Raw genomic sequence first — 20514 nt, 5'->3', positions numbered from 1 at the left:
GCGATGACTACACGGGAAAAGGGATTATGGACAGCTGTCATTATTCTGACCGTTAGCGTCGCCGCCTTGGGTGGTCTTATCATGCTTCGGGGGCTGTTAAAGCCGGGTGATGTAAGCAAGGATGACGGCGATCATACTGTGGCGGAGATGGGTCAGGAAGGCATATCGGAGGAACAGTGGGTAGCGGAACTGAAAAAGCGATATGGAACGAATACGCTGTTGCAAATGTTGAATCGTAAAGCCGTGCAGGCTGAAACCAAGCGTCTCGGTATCAAGATCACCCAAGAGGATTTACAGCAGGTGCTGGAGCAGGATAGCAAAGGGTACGACTCAAAACACGCCTACTTTGAGGAAATGCAGCGACAATTTGGCCTAGATCCGGTTGACTTGCGGAATGAAGCGGAGTACCGAATTGGCTTGGAGAAAATAGCCACGCAAGGTATTCAGGTTGAGGAAACGGAGATTGACGAGTATTGGGAACAGCACCCTGAGGAATTTGCCGTTGGTAAGCAGATCAAACTGGCAGCTCTTTATGTGGCCAAAGCAGAGGAAGCAGAGGTGTTGCTGGATCGGGTTAAGCAAGGAGAAAGCTTCGACACGCTGCTTCGGGAACATTCAGGCTCAGGTAATCTTCTCGGCGAGGATCATAGCGGACAGCTAGGATGGGTGGATGAATATGACCCATATCAACCGGAGGCGATCATGAAAGCGGCAAGAGAACTAAGCTCCGGGGACGTTGCAGGTCCCATCTCCATTAACGATGGCTATGCGGTCATTTATGTACAGGATGTCAGGCTAAAGAGTTCTTCGGATAAGCGGCAGATTCGTCAGCAAATTCGCCGGTCGCTTGCGCTTGCACAAGCCGCTCCTTTGGATGAGGTCGAGAAGAGTCTGCGTGATAAATATGGAGCTCGTATTTTATCTGGGAAAGAGGAACCTTCCGCTTCTCTATAGCGTCGTAAAAGAATCTAGATCTGAAGGAAGCACGGTGCGGATAACGCGGGCGAACAGCATTGGCTTATTTACTCGTATTGACAATGGAATTGAAGATTGTTATGATTAGCTTATAAAACCAACTATTTTTATCGGAAATTAAATGAACGGCATAACACGAAGAATGATTTACCTAGAATCATCTACAATATGTTTTCGCAATTTTTAATATATCATCTACAGTCAGGGAGGAATTATCATGGCTAAAGTTGTTAATAACATCACCGACCTTATCGGGGAGACTCCCCTCGTTCGCCTCAACCGGATCGTACCGGAAGATAGCGCCGAAATTTATTTGAAACTGGAATATCAGAACCCAGGCTCCAGTGTAAAAGATCGTATTGCGATTAGTATGGTTGAAGAAGCTGAGCGTGAAGGCCTGCTTAAGCCGGGTGGTACCATTATTGAAGCAACTAGCGGTAATACAGGAATCGGCTTGGCTATGGTTGCTGCTGCGAAGGGGTATAAAGCAGTAATTGTTATGCCAGAAACGATGAGTATAGAGCGTCGTAATTTGCTGCGTGCTTATGGAGCCGAGCTTGTGTTAACACCTGGCTCAGAGGGTATGAACGGATCTGTTAAGAAAATGGAAGAGCTATTGAGCGAAAACCCGGATTATTTCGCTGCCGAGCAGTTCAAGAACAAAGCTAATATCAAAATTCACCGTGAAACGACGGGTCCTGAGATCGTAGAAGCGATTCGTTCCATTGGCGGCACTCTGGACGCTTTTATAGCAGGTATAGGGACTGGTGGAACTATTTCCGGTGCTGGAGAAGTGCTTAAAAAAGAATTCCCTGATATTAAAATCGTCGCTGTAGAGCCCGCTTCTTCCCCATTGCTAGCAGGCGGCAAGCCAGGACCTCACAAAATTCAAGGGCTGGGTGCCAACTTTATTCCCGAAATTCTAAACCGCGATATCTATGACGAAATTTTTCATGTAGAAAACGATGAAGCTTTCGAGGTAGCGCGTAGAGTGGCCAAGGAAGAGGGCATTTTGTCCGGTATTTCTTCTGGCGCGGCTGTTCACGCGGCCTTGAAGCTTGCTAAGCAATTGGGCAAGGGTAAGCGGATTGTTGTCATTATTCCAAGTAATGGCGAACGTTATCTGAGTACACCACTATACAATTTCGAGCTGTAATTATGTCGTAATTGTGTATACTATACGTAAGGAAACCCTCATTTCCCCTGTAACCGGGGGATGAGGGTTTCTTTGTAACGAGAAGAATGCAGACTTTTGGCAAAGTAATGGAAGGGGTAGCGCACACAGATGAAATGGACAGCTAGAGTGACGGAGGCGCAGTGGCAAACCTGGCAGAAGGAGGGCTGGAGTATGCTTCCCTATATTGCTGAGTACCCATTGCCCGGAGGCGGATTGCCTCCATCGTGGCGGAGGGCTTGGGAGGATTCGGCGCCATATGCTTTCTTGCTGGAGAGCGCTAAAGGTGGAAGATATACGTATCTGGCCTTGAATCCGGTTGCTATATTGGAAGGCAAGGGAGAACAAGCAGTTTGGACTGATTTGCAAAGCGGGGAGCATGGTGCTATACATGGACAACCTTTGACAGTCATGAACGATTGGATCGCCCCTTACCGTGCGCCACGTGTACCTGGCATGCCTTTTTTCTCTGGGGGATTTGCAGGCTACCTGGGCTACGATGTAGCTCGCTCGTTAGAGCGTTTGCCAACTCAAGCTGCAGACGATACCGATATACCTGATTATGTGTGGATGCGGGTGAATGAGCTATGGATTTATGATCATGAAACATCATGCCTATACTGTGCTGTTCATATGCCTAACCCTGTCCGCTTGAGTGAATTCAGTAGTCAGACTGATTTGGCAAATGAGGTTATGTTGAATGAGACCGCATCGATACTTGGCAAGCATTATGCGGAAGCGGTCCAACGTACAGAACGCATGTTGACTCAGTGGAAGAACATTATACATGCGGGAGAGACTGATCCGGCTTACCCTCTTCGTTGTGCTCGGCTGTCCGAAAAAGGATTAGAGGCTGTTCACCAGGAATCTGAAGGCTGGAAAACGGCATTCAGTCAACAAGATTTTGAACATGCTGTGAAACGTGTGCAGGAATACATTGCTCAAGGAGATGTATTTCAGGTGAACTTGTCGATTCGTCAGCAACGTACGCTTGCAGCCCTTCCTGAGAATATATATGAATGGCTTCGTCTGCTGAATCCTTCCCCTTATATGGGGATGCTGCGCATGCCAGATTTGCGGATCGTCAGTGGCTCACCGGAATTGCTGGTGAAGCTGGAAGATGGACGTGTGAGTGCTCGACCTATTGCAGGTACGAGAAGAAGGGGACTAACACCGGATGAAGATGCCGCTATGGCCGCAGAGCTTCTATCAAGTGAAAAAGAACGAGCCGAGCATATTATGCTCGTCGATCTGGAGCGTAACGATATCGGCCGGATTGCTGAATACGGATCGGTGCATGTTCCTGAATTGCTGACGGTCGAATATTATTCGCACGTTATGCATCTGGTTTCTCAGGTTGAGGGGAAGTTAGCCACGGGTCGTACAGCTATAGACGTAATTGCTGCTACCTTCCCGGGTGGAACCATTACCGGAGCTCCTAAGGTGCGTACGATGGAAATTATTGAAGAGTTAGAGCCCGTCCGTCGGGGTCCTTACACGGGGTCCCTTGGATGGATTGACTATAATGGTAATATGGAATTAAATATTATAATAAGAACATTAGCTGTTCAGGGCAATACTGCCTATTTACAGACAGGTGCGGGTATCGTCATTGATTCAGACCCGTACAGAGAATATCGCGAGTGTCGGAACAAGGCCAGAGCTGTCATGAAGGCGGTACAATGTGGGGAAGAAGAAGCCGCTTTGAGCAGGAGCGGTATCACAGGAGGGTGAGTCTAATGATTTTGGTGATTGATAATTATGATTCATTTACGTACAATCTTGTTCAATATCTGGGTGAACTTGGCGAAGAAGTAACCGTAAAACGGAATGATGAGATTGATGTGAAAGGCATAGAAGAGCTGGCACCAGATCACATTTTGATCTCGCCGGGTCCATGCACGCCGAATGAAGCGGGAATATCGCTGGATGTAATCAGCCATTTTAAAGGCCAGATTCCGATTTTTGGCGTGTGTCTCGGTCACCAGGCCATCGGACAGGCTTTTGGCGGTAAGGTTATCCGGGCTGATCGTCTCATGCATGGCAAAACGTCACCGATTCTCCATCACAATACCTCAGTATTTGAAGGCCTGCCTTCTCCATTTACAGCCACCCGGTATCATTCATTGCTTGTAGAGCGCGAGAGCCTGCCTGAATGTCTAGAGATTACCGCTGAAACCGCAGAGGGTGAAATTATGGGTTTGCGGCATAAAGAATTTGCCGTAGAAGGAGTCCAGTTCCATCCCGAATCCATTATTACGGACTACGGGCATCAACTGTTGCGCAATTTCCTAAAACGCAAGGTAGGCGTCTGATTTATGAGATATATCGGAGTCAATGGCGTCCTCACGGAAGCCGCAAAAGCCGTGATTCACGTAAGTGATCACGGCTTTTTATACGGAATGGGCTTGTTTGAGACATTCCGCACCTATAACGGGGTTCCCTTCCTGCTGGATCGGCATCTACGTCGACTGGAGGAAGGCTGCCGAATGCTCGGCATTCCTTTTCAACCGGATAAGGAGCAGCTTACGAAACACATCCAGCATCTAATGGTGGCAAATGGGCTGGATGCAGCCTATATCCGCTACACCGTATCAGCCGGTGAAGAGGCACTGGGCTTGCCATCTGGTGACTACACGCAGCCCAACCATATTTTGTTCGCCAAGCCGCTGCCCTCTACAAATACACAAACCGAGCAGTCCTCAGCGCCTTCGGCGCTTCAGTTGCTACGAACCCCCAGAAATACTCCGGAGGGTGAGGTTCGATTAAAATCGCTCCATTATATGAATAATATTCTTGCGAAGCGGGAACTTCAGCAGTATGCCGAGGCTGTCCATTATAAGGCTGAAGGAATAATGCTTACGGCCAATGGTTTTCTGGCAGAGGGAATAGTTAGCAATCTGTTTTTTGTGCGGAATAATACGCTGTATACCCCTGACTTGTCTACAGGAATTCTGCCAGGCATTACACGTGAGTTCATTTTGGAGTTGGCGAACCTGCGGGGCATTCCATGTGAGCAAGGGTTATACCACTGGGATGAGCTGAAACAGGCTGATGAAATTTTTATGACCAACTCTATACAAGAAATACGACCCGTGGATTTATTGTTGGAGCCGGGAGGCGTGGCAAGTCATTTATCGGTGCCCTTGGCGCAGACCGAGTCCATAACAGCCTTGCTGTTCCATGATTATAGGCAGAAAGCAGGGATGAAGTGAATATACCAACTCTTTATGAACGCAGCTATCAAATGGGGGATGCCAAGCTTACACTCGGGCATTCCACCCAGATTATGGGCATACTTAATGTGACCCCAGATTCATTTTCGGATGGAGGATTACATTATACTCCAGAGATTGCTGTTTTACATGCATTGAAGCTAGTTGAGGATGGAGCGAATATCATTGATATTGGTGGGGAATCTACCCGTCCGGGTCATGAACCAGTAGGTGTGGAAGAGGAACTGGCTAGGGTCATTCCGGTCGTCCAGGCAATCCATCGTATTGCACCGCATATCCCATTGTCTGTGGATACTTACAAAGCCGAAGTAGCCAGACAGGCGCTTGAAGCAGGCGCACACATCATTAATGATGTGTGGGGGTTTAAGGCAGACCCCGATATGGCACGAGTAGCAGCTGAATTCGATTGTCCGGTCATTTTGATGCATAATCGTCACGACCGTAACTATACCGATTTGGTTTCTGATATGCTGTCCGATTTACAAGAAAGTATCCAATTAGCACTGAAAGCAGGGGTCCGTAAGGAGCAGATCATTTTAGACCCAGGCATCGGTTTTGCCAAAGACTATGATGAAAATATTCATGCCATGACTTCTCTTGATACATTAAGTCAGCTGGGATTTCCGCTGTTGTTGGCTACGTCGCGCAAAAAATTTATCCGTACAGCACTGGATTTGCCAGTGGATGATGTAGTGGAGGGAACTGCGGCTACCGTGGCCTTTGGGATTGCCCAAGGGTGCCAGATTGTGCGTGTACACGATGTGGCACAAATCAAGCGCACTGTACGTATGTGTGATGCGATGGTGTACGGGTCTAAAAATCCACTGAGTTATGGTGGATAAAGCCCGCACGAATCCTTTGATTCTACGATCGCTGTTGCAATGGGATTCTTTTGAATTGATAAATTATATATCTGTAAGAATCCCGTTAAGTATATGCTTGCGATGTAGCTTTTCCTTGAAAAGCTTTGGAGGCGAGCGATATGAAACTTTTATGTGGAACTTATATAGATAAAATCAAATAAACAGGGGGACTTACCTAAGATGGATAAAATGAAATTGCATCGCATGGAGTATTACGGATATCACGGCGTTTTTCCCGAGGAACGTAAGCTGGGACAGCGTTACTATATTGACTTGGAACTGGAGCTTGATCTGCGTGAAGCAGGGGAGCAGGACGCTTTGGACAAAACGGTTAATTATGCTGAGGTGCATTATACCGTGAAAGATATCGTAGAAAAGGAATCTTACCAATTGATTGAAGCTTTAGGCGAACGTATTGCATCTTCCCTACTGGACACTTATACTAGTGTCAATGCACTGACTGTCAAAGTGACGAAGCCGCATCCGCCGTTTGATATTCATTTTCAGGGTGTGACGGTTGAGCTTTATCGCGCAAGAAAGTAGGAACGATACATGAATGCACATTCGACCTCTGAGGCATCAGAGGCTTATATTGCTTTAGGGGCTAATTTGGGGGAGCGTGAGCATACCCTGTATGAAGCCATTACCGCACTGGACGAACATCCGGCGATACGAGTGCTGCGCTGCTCCAGTCTGTATGAAACAGAGCCTGTTGGATATCTGGATCAGCCTTCTTTTTTGAATATGACGGTAGCCGTATCGACAACACTTGCTCCAGAGGAGCTTTTGTTTTATATGCTGGACGTGGAGAGTCGTCTGGGAAGGGTAAGACATATTCCTAACGGTCCACGAACCATTGATCTGGACTTGTTGTGGATGGAAGCGGAACAACTGGCTACGACGGATTTGGAGCTTCCTCACCCTCGTATGTTGGAGCGTGCTTTTGTGCTGGTTCCCTTGGCTGACATTGTTCCGAACCAAGATTCGTCCGGTCTGTACAGTATCGTGCATACTGCATTGAATTCTGTGGATGGAAAGGACGGCATACAGCTTTGGAAAACTTGCAGCTGGCGCAACGACTCCGCGCCTTTCGGAAGCTAAAAGGGTTCACCCAGCAGGAGTTGGCAGACCGAACGGGCATATCTTTGACTGTATTAGGTGCTGTAGAGCGAGGTAACCGTGCAGTAGACCCAGACATGCTAAACATCATTGCCCAAACGCTAGAGATTGAAGTCCGGGAATTGACGGAATGAAGATAAATATACGATATATAAAGAAGGAGTAAAGGAGGGAACGGATATGCTGAAAATCGGCGACATTGAAATGAAAAACCAAGTCGTCCTGGCACCAATGGCAGGCGTGTGCAACCCTGCTTTTCGCTTGATCGCCAAGGAATTCGGTACAGGCTTGGTATGTGCAGAAATGGTTAGTGATAAGGCCATCATTCACGGCAACAAGCGTACACGCGAGATGCTGTTTGTAGATGAGCGCGAGAAGCCGCTTAGCTTGCAAATTTTCGGAGGCGACCGCAAATCTTTGGTGGAAGCAGCGAAAGTCGTAGACCAGGAGACGAATGCAGATATTATTGACATCAATATGGGCTGCCCGGTTCCCAAAGTGACCAAATGTGATGCAGGTGCTCGTTGGCTGCTCGATCCAAACAAGATTTATGAAATGGTATCGGCGGTAGTGGAATCCGTGAGCAAGCCGGTTACCGTGAAAATGCGTATCGGTTGGGATAGCGAGCATATTTACGCTGTAGAGAACGCTCGTGCTGTTGAACGTGCCGGAGGTCAGGCCGTCAGCGTACATGGCCGTACACGTGAGCAATTGTATACGGGGCATGCGAATTGGGATATTATAAAAGAAGTTAAAGAAGCAGTATCCATTCCTGTCATTGGAAATGGTGATGTGTTAACTCCGGAAGATGCCCGCCGAATGTTGGATTTGACCAATTGTGATGGCGTTATGATTGGACGCGGCGCTCTGGGGAATCCATGGATGCTGTACCGTACGATTGAGTATTTGCAGACGGGTAAGCTGTTGCCCGATCCATCACCGGAAGAAAAAATCCGTATTGCCATTCTGCATATGGACCGTCTGGTGGCGCTGAAAGGCGAAGCAGTAGCTGTTCGTGAAATGCGCAAGCATCTGGCTTGGTACCTCAAGGGGATTAAAGGTTCTGCACGTATTAAGGATGTAATTATGGAAGAAACAAAGCGCGACGATATGGTACGTATTTTGAATCAATTTGTATCTCAATTGCACATGGTGGAAAACGAGGGGTCTTCTACAAGCGCTGCTTCTCCTGTTACTGTTGCGCAATAAGGAAGCAGTTCCGGCTTGTGCATGCGATTGACTTTTCCAATTGCTTGCCCTATAATCGTTCAGTATAAAATCTTGATGTATACTACAAATTGTATGCAGCTCTCAAGACAACAGCAGGAAATGTTCTCATTCCCTCAGAGTGGCATATTATGTTTTGAAAGCGTGCATTCCGATGCACTTTTAAACTTTTCCCATGACAGGAGAATCGGTTGAGATGAGCGATAAAGAAGTCATTCTGACACAGGAAGGCCTTAGAAAGCTCGAAGATGAGCTTGAGAACTTAAAGTCTGTCAAACGCCGCGAAGTGGCTGAACGGATTAAGGTAGCCATCGGATACGGAGATATTAGTGAAAACTCCGAATACGAGGATGCGAAGAATGAGCAGGCCTTTATTGAAGGCCGTGTAATTACTTTAGAGAAGATGCTACGTAATGCCCGTATTATCAATAGCGATGAAATTGACACCGATGTTGTGGGAGTAGGGGCAACTGTAACCGTTGAAGACTTGGAATTCGGGGATATTACAGAGTATGCTATCGTAGGTTCTGCCGAATCCGACCCGCTCCAAAACAAGATCTCCAATGAAAGCCCGGTTGGCAAGGCTATTCTCGGTAAGAAAAAAGGAACTGTTGTAGATGTAACCGTTCCAGCAGGTGTTATTCAATATAAAATCGTGGATATCAAGAAATAAAAACACGGACTTTGGAATTTAATGTAAAAGCTTCCTTGTGGAAGCTTTTTTTCTCTACACCCGAGACGGACCCCGGCCCGTCTATTCATATTGAAGGAGCTGATTTAGCACCATGTCGGATGAAACTACTAACCAGGAATTACAGGAAAATCGCGAGGAATTAAGTGAATTATTGCAAATTCGTCGTGCCAAATTGGACGAGCTTCGCTCATTGGGCATTGATCCTTTTGGACGCAAATACATACGCACGGATGAAGCGGGCGTACTACTGAGCAAGTATGACAGCTTGACCAAGGAAGAATTGGAAGAAAAAAATATTGAAGTTAGCATAGCAGGCCGCATTATGGCTAAACGAGTGATGGGGAAAGCCAGCTTTGCTCATATACAGGATCTTAGCGGACGTATTCAAATCTATGTTCGTCAAGACACTGTACCTGAAGCGAATTATAAAGCATTTGGTATTTTGGATCTCGGCGATATTGTTGGTGTTAAGGGCGTGCTCTTTAAAACCAAGACAGGCGAAACGACGATCAAAGTATTGGATATTGAAGTCTTGTCCAAATCCTTGTATCCATTGCCGGAGAAATATCATGGTTTGAAGGATGTTGAATTGCGTTATCGTCAGCGTTACGTAGATCTGATTATGAACCCAGAAGTACAAAAAACGTTCATTATGCGGTCCCGTATTATTCAATCCATGCGTCGTTATCTGGATTCGCTCGGTTATTTGGAAGTTGAAACTCCAACGTTGCATGCCATTGCTGGCGGGGCGGCGGCGAAGCCATTTATTACACACCACAATGCATTGGACACGCAGCTTTATATGCGTATTGCTATTGAACTTCATTTGAAGCGACTAATTGTTGGCGGAATGGAGAAAGTATATGAGATCGGACGTGTATACCGTAACGAAGGTGTATCGACTCGTCATAACCCTGAGTTTACGTTGATTGAGCTGTATGAGGCATATGCTGATTATAAAGATATCATGCAATTGACGGAAAACATGATTGCACATATTGCGCAGGAAGTACTGGGCACACAGCACATTCAGTATCAAGGTCAGGAAGTCGATCTGACGCCGCAATGGCGCAGAGTTTCCATGGTCGATGCTGTTAAAGAAGTAACAGGCGTAGACTTTAGTGTGCAAATGAGTAATGAAGAAGCTCATCGCCTTGCGAAAGAGCATAAGGTTCCGGTTGAACCGCACATGACATTTGGTCATATCCTGAATGCATTCTTTGAGCATTTTGTAGAGGAAACGCTTATTCAGCCGACCTTTATTACTGGACATCCGGTTGAAATCTCGCCATTGGCGAAGAAAAATGAACAGGACCCGCGTTTTACGGATCGCTTCGAGCTGTTCATGGTCGCTCGTGAGCATGCGAATGCGTTCACTGAGCTGAATGATCCAATTGACCAGCGCCAACGTTTTGAATCGCAATTGCTGGAACGTGAGCATGGCAATGATGAAGCTCATCAAATGGATGATGACTTTATCCGCGCCTTGGAATACGGTATGCCGCCAACAGGCGGACTGGGCATCGGCATCGATCGTTTGGTTATGTTGCTGACAGATGCGCCTTCCATTCGCGATGTGCTGCTTTTCCCGCATATGCGTAACCGTACAGTAGAATAACATCACATTATGAATATAGAGGATCAGCCGGGGTTCCCGTGTCTTGTTCCTCTTTTTCATAAGAACGGATGGAGAGGAATAGTTCTGATGAAACGCAGCGTCAAGCTTAGTCGGTTCGCATCGCCTCCTTTTATATTGGTCATCGGATATGTATTGATTATTGCATCGGGTACTTTGCTGCTGATGCTTCCTATTGCCAATCATGGTGGACATGCTCCGCATTGGATTGATTCGCTTTTTACGTCCGTCTCTGCTGCTTGTGTCACAGGGTTGGTCGTCGTTGACGTCGATTCGACCTATACGGTATTTGGAGAAACGGTCATTTTGGTGCTGATGCAGCTAGGTGGGCTAGGGTTTATGACCTTAGCGACCTTGTTTGCGCTGTTGATGGGACGACGGCTATCGTTGAAGGATCGGCTGCTGCTTAAGGAAGCGATTAACGCCGATAGCATGGAAGGGATCGTGCGCATTATTCGCAAGGTGCTGATCTTTTCTTTTACAATTGAAGCGATCGCGGCTGTCGTCTTAGCTTTGCGGTGGATGCGAGAGATGCCGGTCGGACAGGCGATATATTATGGGATTTTTCATTCCGTATCCCTCTTTAATAACGGGGGATTCGATCTGTTCGGAACTAGCTTCCAGCAATACGCTGGAGATTTTGTTTTCAATATGATTGCATCTGTGCTTGTGATTTCGGGAGGATTGGGTTTTCTTGTCCTCAGCGACTTGTTCGATTTTCGTCGTACCCGGAGACTGACTTTACACTCTAAAATGGTGCTAAGCGTGTCGGGAGCGCTCATTGTCATTGGTGCGCTGGTTATATTTATTTTTGAGTTTACCAATGCACGAACCTTGGGTGGACTGAACTGGGAAGGCAAAGTATATGCCGCTGTCTTCCAATCCGTCTCCACGAGATCATCGGGAACAAGCACCGTCGACATCAGCGGGTTAAGGCAGGCCAGTCAATTTTTCATTATGCTGCTGATGATTATCGGTGCTTCTCCAGGCTCTACTGGAGGAGGAATTAAAACAACTACGTTTCTGCTTATGGTAGGTGCGTTAATTGCCGTCATGCGAGGACAGAAGGAAATTGTGTTTTTCCGTCATAGGGTTCCTCAGGATATCATGATGCGGGCATTGACCATTATTGTAATGGCGCTATTTATCTTCTCGATTGTGGTGATACTGCTTTTAATGACCGAGGATGCCCCATTTCTCTCTCTTGCATTTGAGGCGGCTTCTGCCATCGGAACGGTGGGGCTGTCTGTAGGAGTGACTCCAGGATTGTCTGACGCAGGCAAGCTGATTATGTGTGTGACGATGTTTATTGGTCGAATTGGTCCTCTTACGATTGCCTATGCCATTCGCCCACGTTCGACCAAGACGTTGTACCGTCGTCCTGAAGGACATATTGTAATTGGATAGCTTATCTATATAAAAGATGCACCCGTGCTGATGACAGGGGAGCATCTTTTTTTATTGCACATAACATAATCCTTTATTTGCTGCATATTATGAAAAATGCCCAATTTGAGAATAAGAGGAAATGGACTAAATAGCCGCAATTTTATTGTAAAAAAACGGCTATTTGTTTCCTTTTATGTAATTATAGACAAAATACTAGGAATATTATGTATAATATTGTATGATAGTGGGCATGAAGGGGGGGACTTAGGGAAATACCAATTTCAAATTTGAAAGGAATCGTCCATTATGTATTTATTTATTATTAGTGCTGAGGTTTTATTTTGGGTTTTTGTTGTTGCAGGGTTAGTCGCAAGGTATATGTTTGGGTTGAAGAAATTAGGGGGCCTTCTTTTACTCTTTACCCCAATTATTGATATCCTGTTGCTGATTGCGGTGTTCATCACGGTGAGAAGTGGCATGGAGATTACGACTGCTACTGGCCTGGCAGCCTGTTATTTTGGTATTACCGTGGCATTTGGTCATAGGTTAATTAAGTGGGCCGATGTACGATTCTCTCATTGGTTTGGTAAAGGACCCAAGCCTGAACGCAAGTATGGTGCTGCTCATGCAAAAGAGGAGCGTATAGGTTGGTTGCTTCACCTGTTGGGCTGGGCTATAGGCAACGCTTTGTTGCTCGCCATCATTGTATATGTAGGTGATCCGCAGCGTACGGCGGCACTGGAGGGCATCATGCAAACATGGGCGATCGTTCTGGCAATCGACTTTGTTGTCTCCTTCAGCTATACCTTAGCTCCTAAAAAACATAAACATAAGGCTTAGCCAAGAGGAATAGAGCCGCAAGCTTGAAACGAATCAGGCTGGTCACTCAGGATGTTCAAATCGGGAGAGTCATTGATGGTGAAATGAAGTGGTTACTTTCGATAATGGGATGCGTCTATCGTCGGAATGGAAATATTTATAAGAGTATGATATTTTTATATTAAAATCGCTTTGACAGTCATCTTATCGTTGCCTCACCACTTTTTTCACACGCATGGACTCCTTTCGATTTGAACACAGACCAACAGAAACCACATTCACAATTTTTAAAATATTCTTGCCATCTGCCTAAAACGGCGCCTATATAAGTTTGGCAACTGACGAGATAATATTCCAGGAAAGATTATATATGTCTATATATGTAGACAAACGCAATTAAGTTGTTATTATGTTTAAAAATGTAAAAAGGAAAGGTGGTTTCTGTGGCAGTACTACTGAGTGGAAAGAACATTTTGATTATGGGTGTGGCTAATAACAGGAGTATTGCCTGGGGGACAGCCCAATCTTTAGCTGCGGAAGGAGCAAATCTCATTTTTACTTACGAAAATGAGAGGGTTGCAGAACGGGTGCTAAAGCTCGCTGAAACCATTCCGGGTTCCATTGTCTGTCCTTGCAATGTACAGAGCGATGAAGAATTGGATGCACTGGCGGACTTTCTCAAGGAGAAGGTAGGCGTCTTACACGGATATTTCCACAGTGTTGCGTTTGCTAAGGCTGAGGATTTGGAAGGCTCGTTCGTCGATACTTCTCGCGAGGGATTCGCGGTTGCTCAAGAGATCAGTGCCTATTCTCTGGCTGCTGTATCCCGCCGTGTATACCCGCTGATGACGGAGGGTGGAAGTATCGTCACCATGACGTATATCGGCGCAGAACGAGCCATCAAGAATTACAACATTATGGGTGTAGCAAAGGCCTCACTAGAAGCCAGCATGCGCTATCTGTCGAATGATCTGGGTACTTACGGCATTCGTGTAAATGCGATTTCGGCTGGTCCTATACGTACTTTGGCCGCCTATGGCATTAAAGATTTTAACACAATGCTAAAGCATATTGAAGAAACTACGCCCCTACGCAAGACGGTCGATACGTCTGAAGTCGGAGATACGGCGTTATTCCTATTTTCCCATTTATCGAGAGGCATTACGGGTGAAGTTATCCATGTAGATGCTGGATACCATATTACGGGGATGTAAGGGGGGAACGTTGTGCTTATTACACATACGGATTGCCGTATTATCTCACCTGAAGGAATTATGAGCAGGGAGCGTTTGGAACGGGACGTGACGATCTTCTCACGGATGTTGACTCTCAGAGGAATTCCTGAAGATGGTAGAGTGATTTTGAAAGCGGCCAATTCCTATTGGTTTGTTGTATCTCTGTTCTCCCTATGTCATCTCGCAGTTTCGATAACTGTGGTGGACGAGCAGACTGTAATTGATGAGGTGGCTCAAATCTATGATGAAGCGGGTGCCTGTTGCATCCTGACGGATTCCGATTTAGAACTTCCTCATGCTCTCGTTATTCTGATTCAAGATCTCATTCAAGAAGAAGCAGTACACCCGCATTGGGTGGGAGAGCCAAAGCCCGAAGCCCTCGACTTTAACAAGTGGTGCGAGAGATCCGATGCGCTCATTCTGTATTCTTCAGGTACGACGGGAAAACCCAAGGGAATCGTGAAAGCTGGATCAGCTTTTATGGAGAATATCAGACATTCCATACACGCTATGAACTACATACCGTCTGACCATATGCTCCCCGTGGTGCCCTTCTCTCATTTTTATGGAATTTCACTTATCTTCTCCTGGTGGTTAACCTCATGTTCTCTCATCATCTGCAATCCAAAAAACCTCTGGAGCGTCATTGCAAGTATTACGAAAGACCGGGCGACGGTCGTAGACGCTAACCCCTCTGCTTTTTACACCTTGTTGCGTATGCTAAGCCGAAAACCCGAACAACTGGAATTGATCAAGCAATCCCCAGTCCGCATGTGGTGCGTAGGCGGCTCTCCACTTACTCAAGACCTCGAAGAGAAATTTAACAACATATTTGGACAGCCCCTGCTAAATGGTTATGGCCTTTCTGAACTGGGCAACGTCACGCTGGGGACACTGGAGTGTCCGAAGGGGTGTGGCAAACCATTACCTGGTGTGGATTTGAAAATACTTGATTCTACTGGCAACCATCAGGTGGACGGTATCGTAGGCGAAGTGTGGATACGAAGTGCCGGATGCATGGAAGGTTATCTGAATCGTCCCGACCTGACACAATCTGTTCTCCAGGATGGCTGGTTTAAGACGGGAGATCTAGGCTATCTGGATGACGGAATGCTGTATGTTATTGGTCGCAGTGGTAAGACAGTCAACCGGATGGGCTACATGGTCTCTCCAGTCTATATCGAAGACCGGATTGGTTCACTAGGTTATCGATCCTGTGTGATTACTTTGGAGGATGAGGCAAAAGGGACTTTGCTTGTTGCATTCATCGAAAGTGAATCCTCACAGGTCTTACCTATGCTCCGCAAAGAGATGAATCGGGTACTCCCTTCTTACATGTTTCCCGATCTTTTGCTTCCGCTCGACCATTTTCCTTTAAATCGCAATGGAAAAGTAGATCGTCTGGAGATGGAGCGCACTGCTCTAGAGAAAGCTGCTTCTCGCAAAGCATAACAAGATATTTACCAAAATCGCATATAGGAAAGGGAGAATGTGCCATGAGTATAAATCCAGAACTGGCAGAAAACACGCTATTTTTGAAAAGGCATGAATCTATTCTGAAATGCCTCAATTATTTGATTGAAAATCGGCAAGAAGTGATGGATATTCTCACACAATTTTCATCCTATCGGGCCGCCAATGCAGAAATTGACTCCACGATCCTCACACTTCAAGGTGCATTGCAAGAAGTGCAGACCCATCAGCCAAGCTGGCAACGATCTATGGCTGTATTTATGCCCTCCAACGTCATTTTGTACTCCTATGCATTATACCTCTTGATTCCATCCCTGTACGTTGAAAATATAGACTTTCGTCCTTCTTCTCACGTAAACGAGTATGTCGATATGCTGCATGAAAAGCTGCAAGCAGTACACCAATTACCTATCTATATTCGCAAAGTTAGCCAGAAGGTGTTCATGGAGAATTCCGTGATGCCAGCTGATATTGTGGTGTTCACCGGGAGCTATACCAATGCGGAGAAGATCAAAAAACAGATTCGCAAGGATCAGCTCTACATTTTTTATGGACAAGGGATCAATCCTTTCATCATTGGACCAGATGCCGATCTGGAGCTGGCGGTTACCGATGTGATTCGCATGAGATTGTTCAACTCTGGACAAGACTGCCTGGGACCCGACATCATCCTGGTACATCAAGAGGTGAGCGAGCCATTTAAAAACTTGCTGATTCAACGGATTGACGAACTCGTATTTGGGGCCAACAATGATCCGAACGCGAACTACTCCCCTATATTCTATAAAGACACGCTATATTCGGTTTCTGAATATTTTAATACGAACGATAAGTTTATTATTTACGGCGGCGGCATTGATTTCCGTACGAAAAAAATGGAGCCAACGGTTGTATATAGCGAATTGGATCAGAACTTGGAGATTATTGAGTATTTTTCGCCTGTGTTCAATGTAGTTAGCTACCAAGACGACGAGCAATTGATCAAGCGCATTTCCTCCAGTTATTTCAGCGAACGGGCAATGGGTTGCAGCTTATACGGGTCAGAGCATCTGGCAGACGTTCTACGAAAGAAGCACACATTGACCATTAATCAAACCCTTGAGGATGTGGATCAAGGCAACAAGCCTTTTGGTGGCTATGGCACGATGTCGAACTATATTTTTTACGATTATAAGCTCGTTTCGAAGCCGATCTTGATCTCGGAAATTGTTGCAGAATATTTGTCAGAAAAGAGGAGTTTGGTATGACCGCGAGCATATCCCCCTGGGATGCCATCATTGGCTACTTACAATCGGCTGGGGTTGAGCACCTCTTTGGATTACCAAGTGACGATCTCAATATTGTAGCGTCACTCCCCTCATCCGGTATGGATTTTATTTTGTGCAAAGATCAGCGTAATGCTGTGTTTATGGCTGCAGGCTATGCGCTCACAACTAACCAGATGTCCGTATGTGTTGTGGGAAAAGGTCCTGCGCTCAGCAATACACTTACGGGGCTACTGGAAGCCAAGAACCTGGGTGCCCCGCTCCTGCTCTTGGCGCTCGGCACCGGAGGAGACAAGCTGGGTACCCGATCCTTTCAGGAAGCCGATCAAATCTCACTCGTGAAGCCGCTCGTCAAATGGGCTTATCGTGTTGAGCATGTGGATCGGCTTGTATGGGCGATGGAGCGGGCTGCCTTTTTGGCTATCAATGGAGCACCAGGTCCTGTCTATATAGAATTACCCGAAAACCTGATGGACCAGTCTGTGCCAACAGGGATTCAGTTTGCCCCGCCAGAAAAGCTCTCGTGCTCTCCGTCTGTTCGGGAACTGGATGCGGCATGGAACATCATTGAGAATGCCCGTAGACCACTCGTTCTAGTCGGAGGCGGAATGAAGTCAGGGACAAGCGATATGATTGAGCGGTTCGCTAACCAACATGGAGCGGCTGTGTTCGCAACTGCCTCGGGACGAGGTGTAGTGAATGAAGACCATGAACTTTTCTGTGGTGTTGCCGGTCTTTATACCGATCTTAGTCTGAGACAAATCTGGCAGGAATCCGATGTAGTCATTACGCTTGGCAGTCGATTGGAAGAAACGGCTACGTTCGAGTGGGATATTTTGCTACAGGATACGCCTTTAATTCAAGTCAATGTAGAGCTGGAGGATTTTGCGCACGAATTCAGAGGCATCAAGGTGCTTGGCGATGGATATGCGGCAGTGGAGCAATGGCTAGAACGGCGCGGACAGGAGCCCGATGGAGCGTGGCTTGAAACGATCAGAGGATGTAAACGGAAGGCTTTTTCAGAGAGGACTAATTATTTGGAAGGGTTGAAAAAGGCCCCCGGCATCCACGTTCCAGAACTGTTGGACATGATTCAGACGGAGTTTCCTGAAGACCTAGTGCTTCTACAAGAGAACGGATTGCAGGATATGTGGTCCTACTTTTATCCATATTTCCGTTTTACCACAGGCTCACTTTCCATTGTTCCTAGTGACCAAACGAGTCTTGGATTCGGTGCGGCCGCTGCTCTGGGGGCAAGTGTGGCGACAGAACGCCCGGTAGTAGCGCTTGTAGGTGACGGTGCATTCAATCTATTTTGTTCAGATTTTATGACGGCGGTACAGTATCAAATACCAGTAATTTATCTTGTACTTAATAATGGCGGCTACGGTTGGCTGCAGAACCAGATGAATTATAAGCATATCTCAGGACAAGCCTTCCCATTTGTTTCGGAGGCGGTCAAGACAGGAATCCAAATTCCCCAGTATGAATTTGTCGAAAGTCTGGCAATCCGCAGCAAGGGGGAGGCTCGGGAGCAGCTTCAGCTTGCTTGGCAAAAGTACAAGGAGAACAAGCTTGTGGTCGTCGAGGTGTTTGCTGATCTTGCAGATGTGCATGAGAAAATTAGTCATGTATATGGCGACTTTCCTCTCTACGAGCAACAGGCTTCCAAGAATTAATTTCAGCGAAGGACGTGGGTATGGTGAGAAGACGTGTTGTAGTGACAGGACAGGGAGTCGTAACGCCGATCGGGCTTCATCTTACAGATTTCTGGAATTCACTGCTGGAAGGAAAAAGTGGAATCGGACCTGTCACTGTTTTCGATACAGCAAATATACCAACAAAAATTGGTGCACAAGTTACGGGCTTTGACCCGTTGGAGTATATGAGCAAAAAGGAAGCCCAAAAGGTTGCACAGTTCACTCAATTCGCTTTGGCGGCTGCCCGTCAGGCAGTCGAGCAATCGAGGTTAATCATAGACGAACGAAATGCAGGTCGTGTGGGTGTTATCGTCGGCTCTGGAGCAGGCGGCCTCGATGTCATAGAGGAGAACTACAGAAAATTAACGGAGCTTGGTCCTAAAAGGGTCTCTCCTTATTTTGTTTCCTCGATGATGATTAATTCCGCGCCTGGCGAAATTTCTATTGCCATTGGTGCTAAGGGACCTTCGTTTGCTGTGGTCACTGCTTGTGCCACAGGAAGCAATGCCATCGGTGAAGCATTACGTACGATCCAATACGGCACAGCTGATGTCGTAGTGGCTGGAGGAGCAGAGGCCAACTTTAGTCAGCTTGATTTGGCTTCTTTTGCGAATATTCACGCTCTTTCCAGACGTAATGAAGAGCCACAGAAAGCCAGTCGCCCGTTTGATACGGATCGCGACGGTTTTGTCATCGGTGGTGGGGCAGGGGTTCTAGTGCTGGAGGAGTTGGAGCATGCCTTGAACCGGGGGGCCACCATTTTGGCTGAAGTTGCGGGTTATGGATGCACAACGGATGCATACCATATCACGGCTCCAGATCCCTCGGGCTCCGGCCCGGCAGAAGCGATCAATATAGCGCTGCAAGATGGGGGCTTAACACCGCAGGAGATTGACTATGTCAATGCCCACGGTACGAGTACGCCATTTAATGATCGCATGGAGATTAATGCTATTCAAAAAGTATTTGGAGAGCATGCACCCCGGTTGGCAATATCGTCTATTAAATCCATGACAGGCCATTTAATGGGCGGTGCTGGGGCAGTCGAATTAATTGCAACGGTACAGAGCATGATCCACAGCAAAGTACCACCGACACTCAATTGTGACAATCCCGAAGCCCCTGAACTGAATTTTGTACCGCATGTATATCAGGAACGTGAAGTCCGTGCGGCGATTAGTAATTCTTTTGGTTTTGGAGGACACAACGTCTGTCTTGCCGTTCGTAAGTGGGAGGGGGTATAAGCCTGTGAGCGAAGAGCTAGTCCATATTCAGGATGTGCTTCCGCACAGGTACCCATTTCTTCTGCTCGATGGCGTGACCGGGTACGAAACGTCGCAATGGGCGAAGGGGTACAAGCTTGTTACCTCAAGCGAATGGTTTATTACAGAAGCTAATCCATACATGCCTCCTATGCTGATCGTGGAGTCGCTTGCACAATTAGCGGCATTCGCTGCGATTGACAAAAGAGGTATTTCATACCTAACCAACCTCAATGGCGTTCGCTTTCATAGCCTTGCGAAGCCTGGGGACCGAATAGATCTCTATTTTGAAGTGGTCAAGCGTCGGCGTGGTTATATTCTCGGAAGTGGCCGGGCTACCGTAGGCGAACGATTGGTGGCTGAGGCGGAAGAAATTGTTTCACTTGATCAATGACGGGGTGGAAGCGCGCGTTAAACTGTCTTTTTGTCCTCCTGACTGCCAAGTGC

The 20514-nt window shown here is 46.8% G+C and carries 20 protein-coding genes; all 20 read left to right on the top strand.

The window, feature by feature from the left end; genetic code table 11:
• Nucleotides 1-3: 3 nt before the first annotated feature.
• The 20 genes from ACXHJ1_RS06435 (at nucleotide 4) to ACXHJ1_RS06340 (ending at nucleotide 20461) form a co-directional block, all read left to right on the top strand.
• Entirely contained in the window at nucleotides 4-954 is a 951-nt protein-coding gene (locus tag ACXHJ1_RS06435; RefSeq protein ID WP_457905810.1) for a peptidyl-prolyl cis-trans isomerase, read from the top strand.
• 238 nt (nucleotides 955-1192) lie between these two features.
• On the top strand, nucleotides 1193-2131 hold the full coding sequence (gene cysK / locus ACXHJ1_RS06430; RefSeq protein ID WP_016818901.1) for a cysteine synthase A: 939 nt from the start codon (nucleotides 1193-1195) through the stop codon (nucleotides 2129-2131).
• A 129-nt stretch (nucleotides 2132-2260) separates the two neighbouring features.
• The gene (locus tag ACXHJ1_RS06425) at nucleotides 2261-3883 is read left to right on the top strand and encodes an anthranilate synthase component I family protein (RefSeq protein WP_019685744.1); all 1623 of its coding nucleotides are present in this window, start codon (nucleotides 2261-2263) and stop codon (nucleotides 3881-3883) included.
• A gap of 5 nt (nucleotides 3884-3888) precedes the next feature.
• On the top strand, nucleotides 3889-4464 hold the full coding sequence (gene pabA, locus ACXHJ1_RS06420; RefSeq protein WP_102997558.1) for an aminodeoxychorismate/anthranilate synthase component II: 576 nt from the start codon (nucleotides 3889-3891) through the stop codon (nucleotides 4462-4464).
• Nucleotides 4465-4467: 3 nt separating this feature from the next.
• Entirely contained in the window at nucleotides 4468-5364 is an 897-nt protein-coding gene (locus ACXHJ1_RS06415) for an aminotransferase class IV (RefSeq protein WP_457905809.1), read from the top strand.
• The gene (gene folP, locus ACXHJ1_RS06410) at nucleotides 5361-6227 is read left to right on the top strand and encodes a dihydropteroate synthase (protein ID WP_457905808.1); all 867 of its coding nucleotides are present in this window, start codon (nucleotides 5361-5363) and stop codon (nucleotides 6225-6227) included. Before ACXHJ1_RS06415 ends, folP begins: the two co-directional genes overlap by 4 nt.
• A 201-nt stretch (nucleotides 6228-6428) precedes the next feature.
• A complete protein-coding gene (folB, locus tag ACXHJ1_RS06405) occupies nucleotides 6429-6791 on the top strand; it encodes a dihydroneopterin aldolase (protein WP_013368705.1) in 363 nt (120 codons plus the stop codon).
• A 9-nt stretch (nucleotides 6792-6800) separates the two neighbouring features.
• Entirely contained in the window at nucleotides 6801-7349 is a 549-nt protein-coding gene (folK, locus tag ACXHJ1_RS06400; protein WP_017427046.1) for a 2-amino-4-hydroxy-6-hydroxymethyldihydropteridine diphosphokinase, read from the top strand.
• Nucleotides 7301-7501: a helix-turn-helix domain-containing protein gene (locus tag ACXHJ1_RS06395; protein WP_080561116.1), complete on the top strand. Its 201-nt coding sequence runs from the start codon at nucleotides 7301-7303 to the stop codon at nucleotides 7499-7501. The genes folK and ACXHJ1_RS06395 overlap by 49 nt, the downstream gene beginning before the upstream one ends.
• A gap of 46 nt (nucleotides 7502-7547) precedes the next feature.
• Nucleotides 7548-8576, top strand: coding sequence for a tRNA dihydrouridine synthase DusB (gene dusB / locus ACXHJ1_RS06390; protein ID WP_019685747.1), 1029 nt, complete (start codon nucleotides 7548-7550; stop codon nucleotides 8574-8576).
• 214 nt (nucleotides 8577-8790) lie between these two features.
• On the top strand, nucleotides 8791-9267 hold the full coding sequence (greA, locus tag ACXHJ1_RS06385) for a transcription elongation factor GreA (protein ID WP_013308160.1): 477 nt from the start codon (nucleotides 8791-8793) through the stop codon (nucleotides 9265-9267).
• Nucleotides 9268-9379: 112 nt separating this feature from the next.
• Nucleotides 9380-10906 carry a lysine--tRNA ligase gene (gene lysS, locus ACXHJ1_RS06380; RefSeq protein WP_016818894.1) on the top strand — a complete coding sequence of 509 codons (1527 nt, stop codon included), beginning with the start codon at nucleotides 9380-9382 and terminating at the stop codon, nucleotides 10904-10906.
• A gap of 87 nt (nucleotides 10907-10993) precedes the next feature.
• A complete protein-coding gene (locus ACXHJ1_RS06375; protein ID WP_016818893.1) occupies nucleotides 10994-12331 on the top strand; it encodes a TrkH family potassium uptake protein in 1338 nt (445 codons plus the stop codon).
• A gap of 288 nt (nucleotides 12332-12619) precedes the next feature.
• Nucleotides 12620-13153 carry a hypothetical protein gene (locus tag ACXHJ1_RS06370; protein ID WP_016818892.1) on the top strand — a complete coding sequence of 178 codons (534 nt, stop codon included), beginning with the start codon at nucleotides 12620-12622 and terminating at the stop codon, nucleotides 13151-13153.
• Between the two features lie 422 nt (nucleotides 13154-13575).
• Nucleotides 13576-14346 (top strand): enoyl-ACP reductase FabI, encoded by a 771-nt coding sequence (gene fabI / locus ACXHJ1_RS06365; protein ID WP_017427043.1) that lies wholly within the window; start codon nucleotides 13576-13578, stop codon nucleotides 14344-14346.
• Between the two features lie 12 nt (nucleotides 14347-14358).
• Nucleotides 14359-15819, top strand: a complete 1461-nt coding sequence (locus tag ACXHJ1_RS06360) for a class I adenylate-forming enzyme family protein (protein ID WP_457905807.1) — start codon at nucleotides 14359-14361, stop codon at nucleotides 15817-15819.
• Nucleotides 15820-15863: 44 nt separating this feature from the next.
• Nucleotides 15864-17087 (top strand): aldehyde dehydrogenase family protein, encoded by a 1224-nt coding sequence (locus tag ACXHJ1_RS06355; RefSeq protein WP_016818889.1) that lies wholly within the window; start codon nucleotides 15864-15866, stop codon nucleotides 17085-17087.
• Nucleotides 17084-18784 (top strand): thiamine pyrophosphate-binding protein, encoded by a 1701-nt coding sequence (locus ACXHJ1_RS06350; RefSeq protein WP_457905806.1) that lies wholly within the window; start codon nucleotides 17084-17086, stop codon nucleotides 18782-18784. The genes ACXHJ1_RS06355 and ACXHJ1_RS06350 overlap by 4 nt, the downstream gene beginning before the upstream one ends.
• Nucleotides 18785-18804: 20 nt before the next feature.
• The gene (fabF, locus tag ACXHJ1_RS06345; RefSeq protein WP_457905805.1) at nucleotides 18805-20049 is read left to right on the top strand and encodes a beta-ketoacyl-ACP synthase II; all 1245 of its coding nucleotides are present in this window, start codon (nucleotides 18805-18807) and stop codon (nucleotides 20047-20049) included.
• Between the two features lie 4 nt (nucleotides 20050-20053).
• Nucleotides 20054-20461: a 3-hydroxyacyl-ACP dehydratase FabZ family protein gene (locus ACXHJ1_RS06340; protein ID WP_017427040.1), complete on the top strand. Its 408-nt coding sequence runs from the start codon at nucleotides 20054-20056 to the stop codon at nucleotides 20459-20461.
• Nucleotides 20462-20514: the final 53 nt, after the last annotated feature.

The organism is Paenibacillus sp. ALE2 (assembly GCF_054113385.1).
This window is presented reverse-complemented; position numbering and strand designations above follow the sequence as displayed.

Coding starts and splice junctions, on each gene's coding strand:
- ACXHJ1_RS06435 (WP_457905810.1), top strand. CDS start 4: ATGACTACACGGGAAAAGGGATTATGGACAGCTGTCATTATTCTGACC.
- cysK (WP_016818901.1), top strand. CDS start 1,193: ATGGCTAAAGTTGTTAATAACATCACCGACCTTATCGGGGAGACTCCC.
- ACXHJ1_RS06425 (WP_019685744.1), top strand. CDS start 2,261: ATGAAATGGACAGCTAGAGTGACGGAGGCGCAGTGGCAAACCTGGCAG.
- pabA (WP_102997558.1), top strand. CDS start 3,889: ATGATTTTGGTGATTGATAATTATGATTCATTTACGTACAATCTTGTT.
- ACXHJ1_RS06415 (WP_457905809.1), top strand. CDS start 4,468: ATGAGATATATCGGAGTCAATGGCGTCCTCACGGAAGCCGCAAAAGCC.
- folB (WP_013368705.1), top strand. CDS start 6,429: ATGGATAAAATGAAATTGCATCGCATGGAGTATTACGGATATCACGGC.
- folK (WP_017427046.1), top strand. CDS start 6,801: ATGAATGCACATTCGACCTCTGAGGCATCAGAGGCTTATATTGCTTTA.
- dusB (WP_019685747.1), top strand. CDS start 7,548: ATGCTGAAAATCGGCGACATTGAAATGAAAAACCAAGTCGTCCTGGCA.
- greA (WP_013308160.1), top strand. CDS start 8,791: ATGAGCGATAAAGAAGTCATTCTGACACAGGAAGGCCTTAGAAAGCTC.
- lysS (WP_016818894.1), top strand. CDS start 9,380: ATGTCGGATGAAACTACTAACCAGGAATTACAGGAAAATCGCGAGGAA.
- ACXHJ1_RS06375 (WP_016818893.1), top strand. CDS start 10,994: ATGAAACGCAGCGTCAAGCTTAGTCGGTTCGCATCGCCTCCTTTTATA.
- ACXHJ1_RS06370 (WP_016818892.1), top strand. CDS start 12,620: ATGTATTTATTTATTATTAGTGCTGAGGTTTTATTTTGGGTTTTTGTT.
- ACXHJ1_RS06355 (WP_016818889.1), top strand. CDS start 15,864: ATGAGTATAAATCCAGAACTGGCAGAAAACACGCTATTTTTGAAAAGG.
- ACXHJ1_RS06350 (WP_457905806.1), top strand. CDS start 17,084: ATGACCGCGAGCATATCCCCCTGGGATGCCATCATTGGCTACTTACAA.
- fabF (WP_457905805.1), top strand. CDS start 18,805: ATGGTGAGAAGACGTGTTGTAGTGACAGGACAGGGAGTCGTAACGCCG.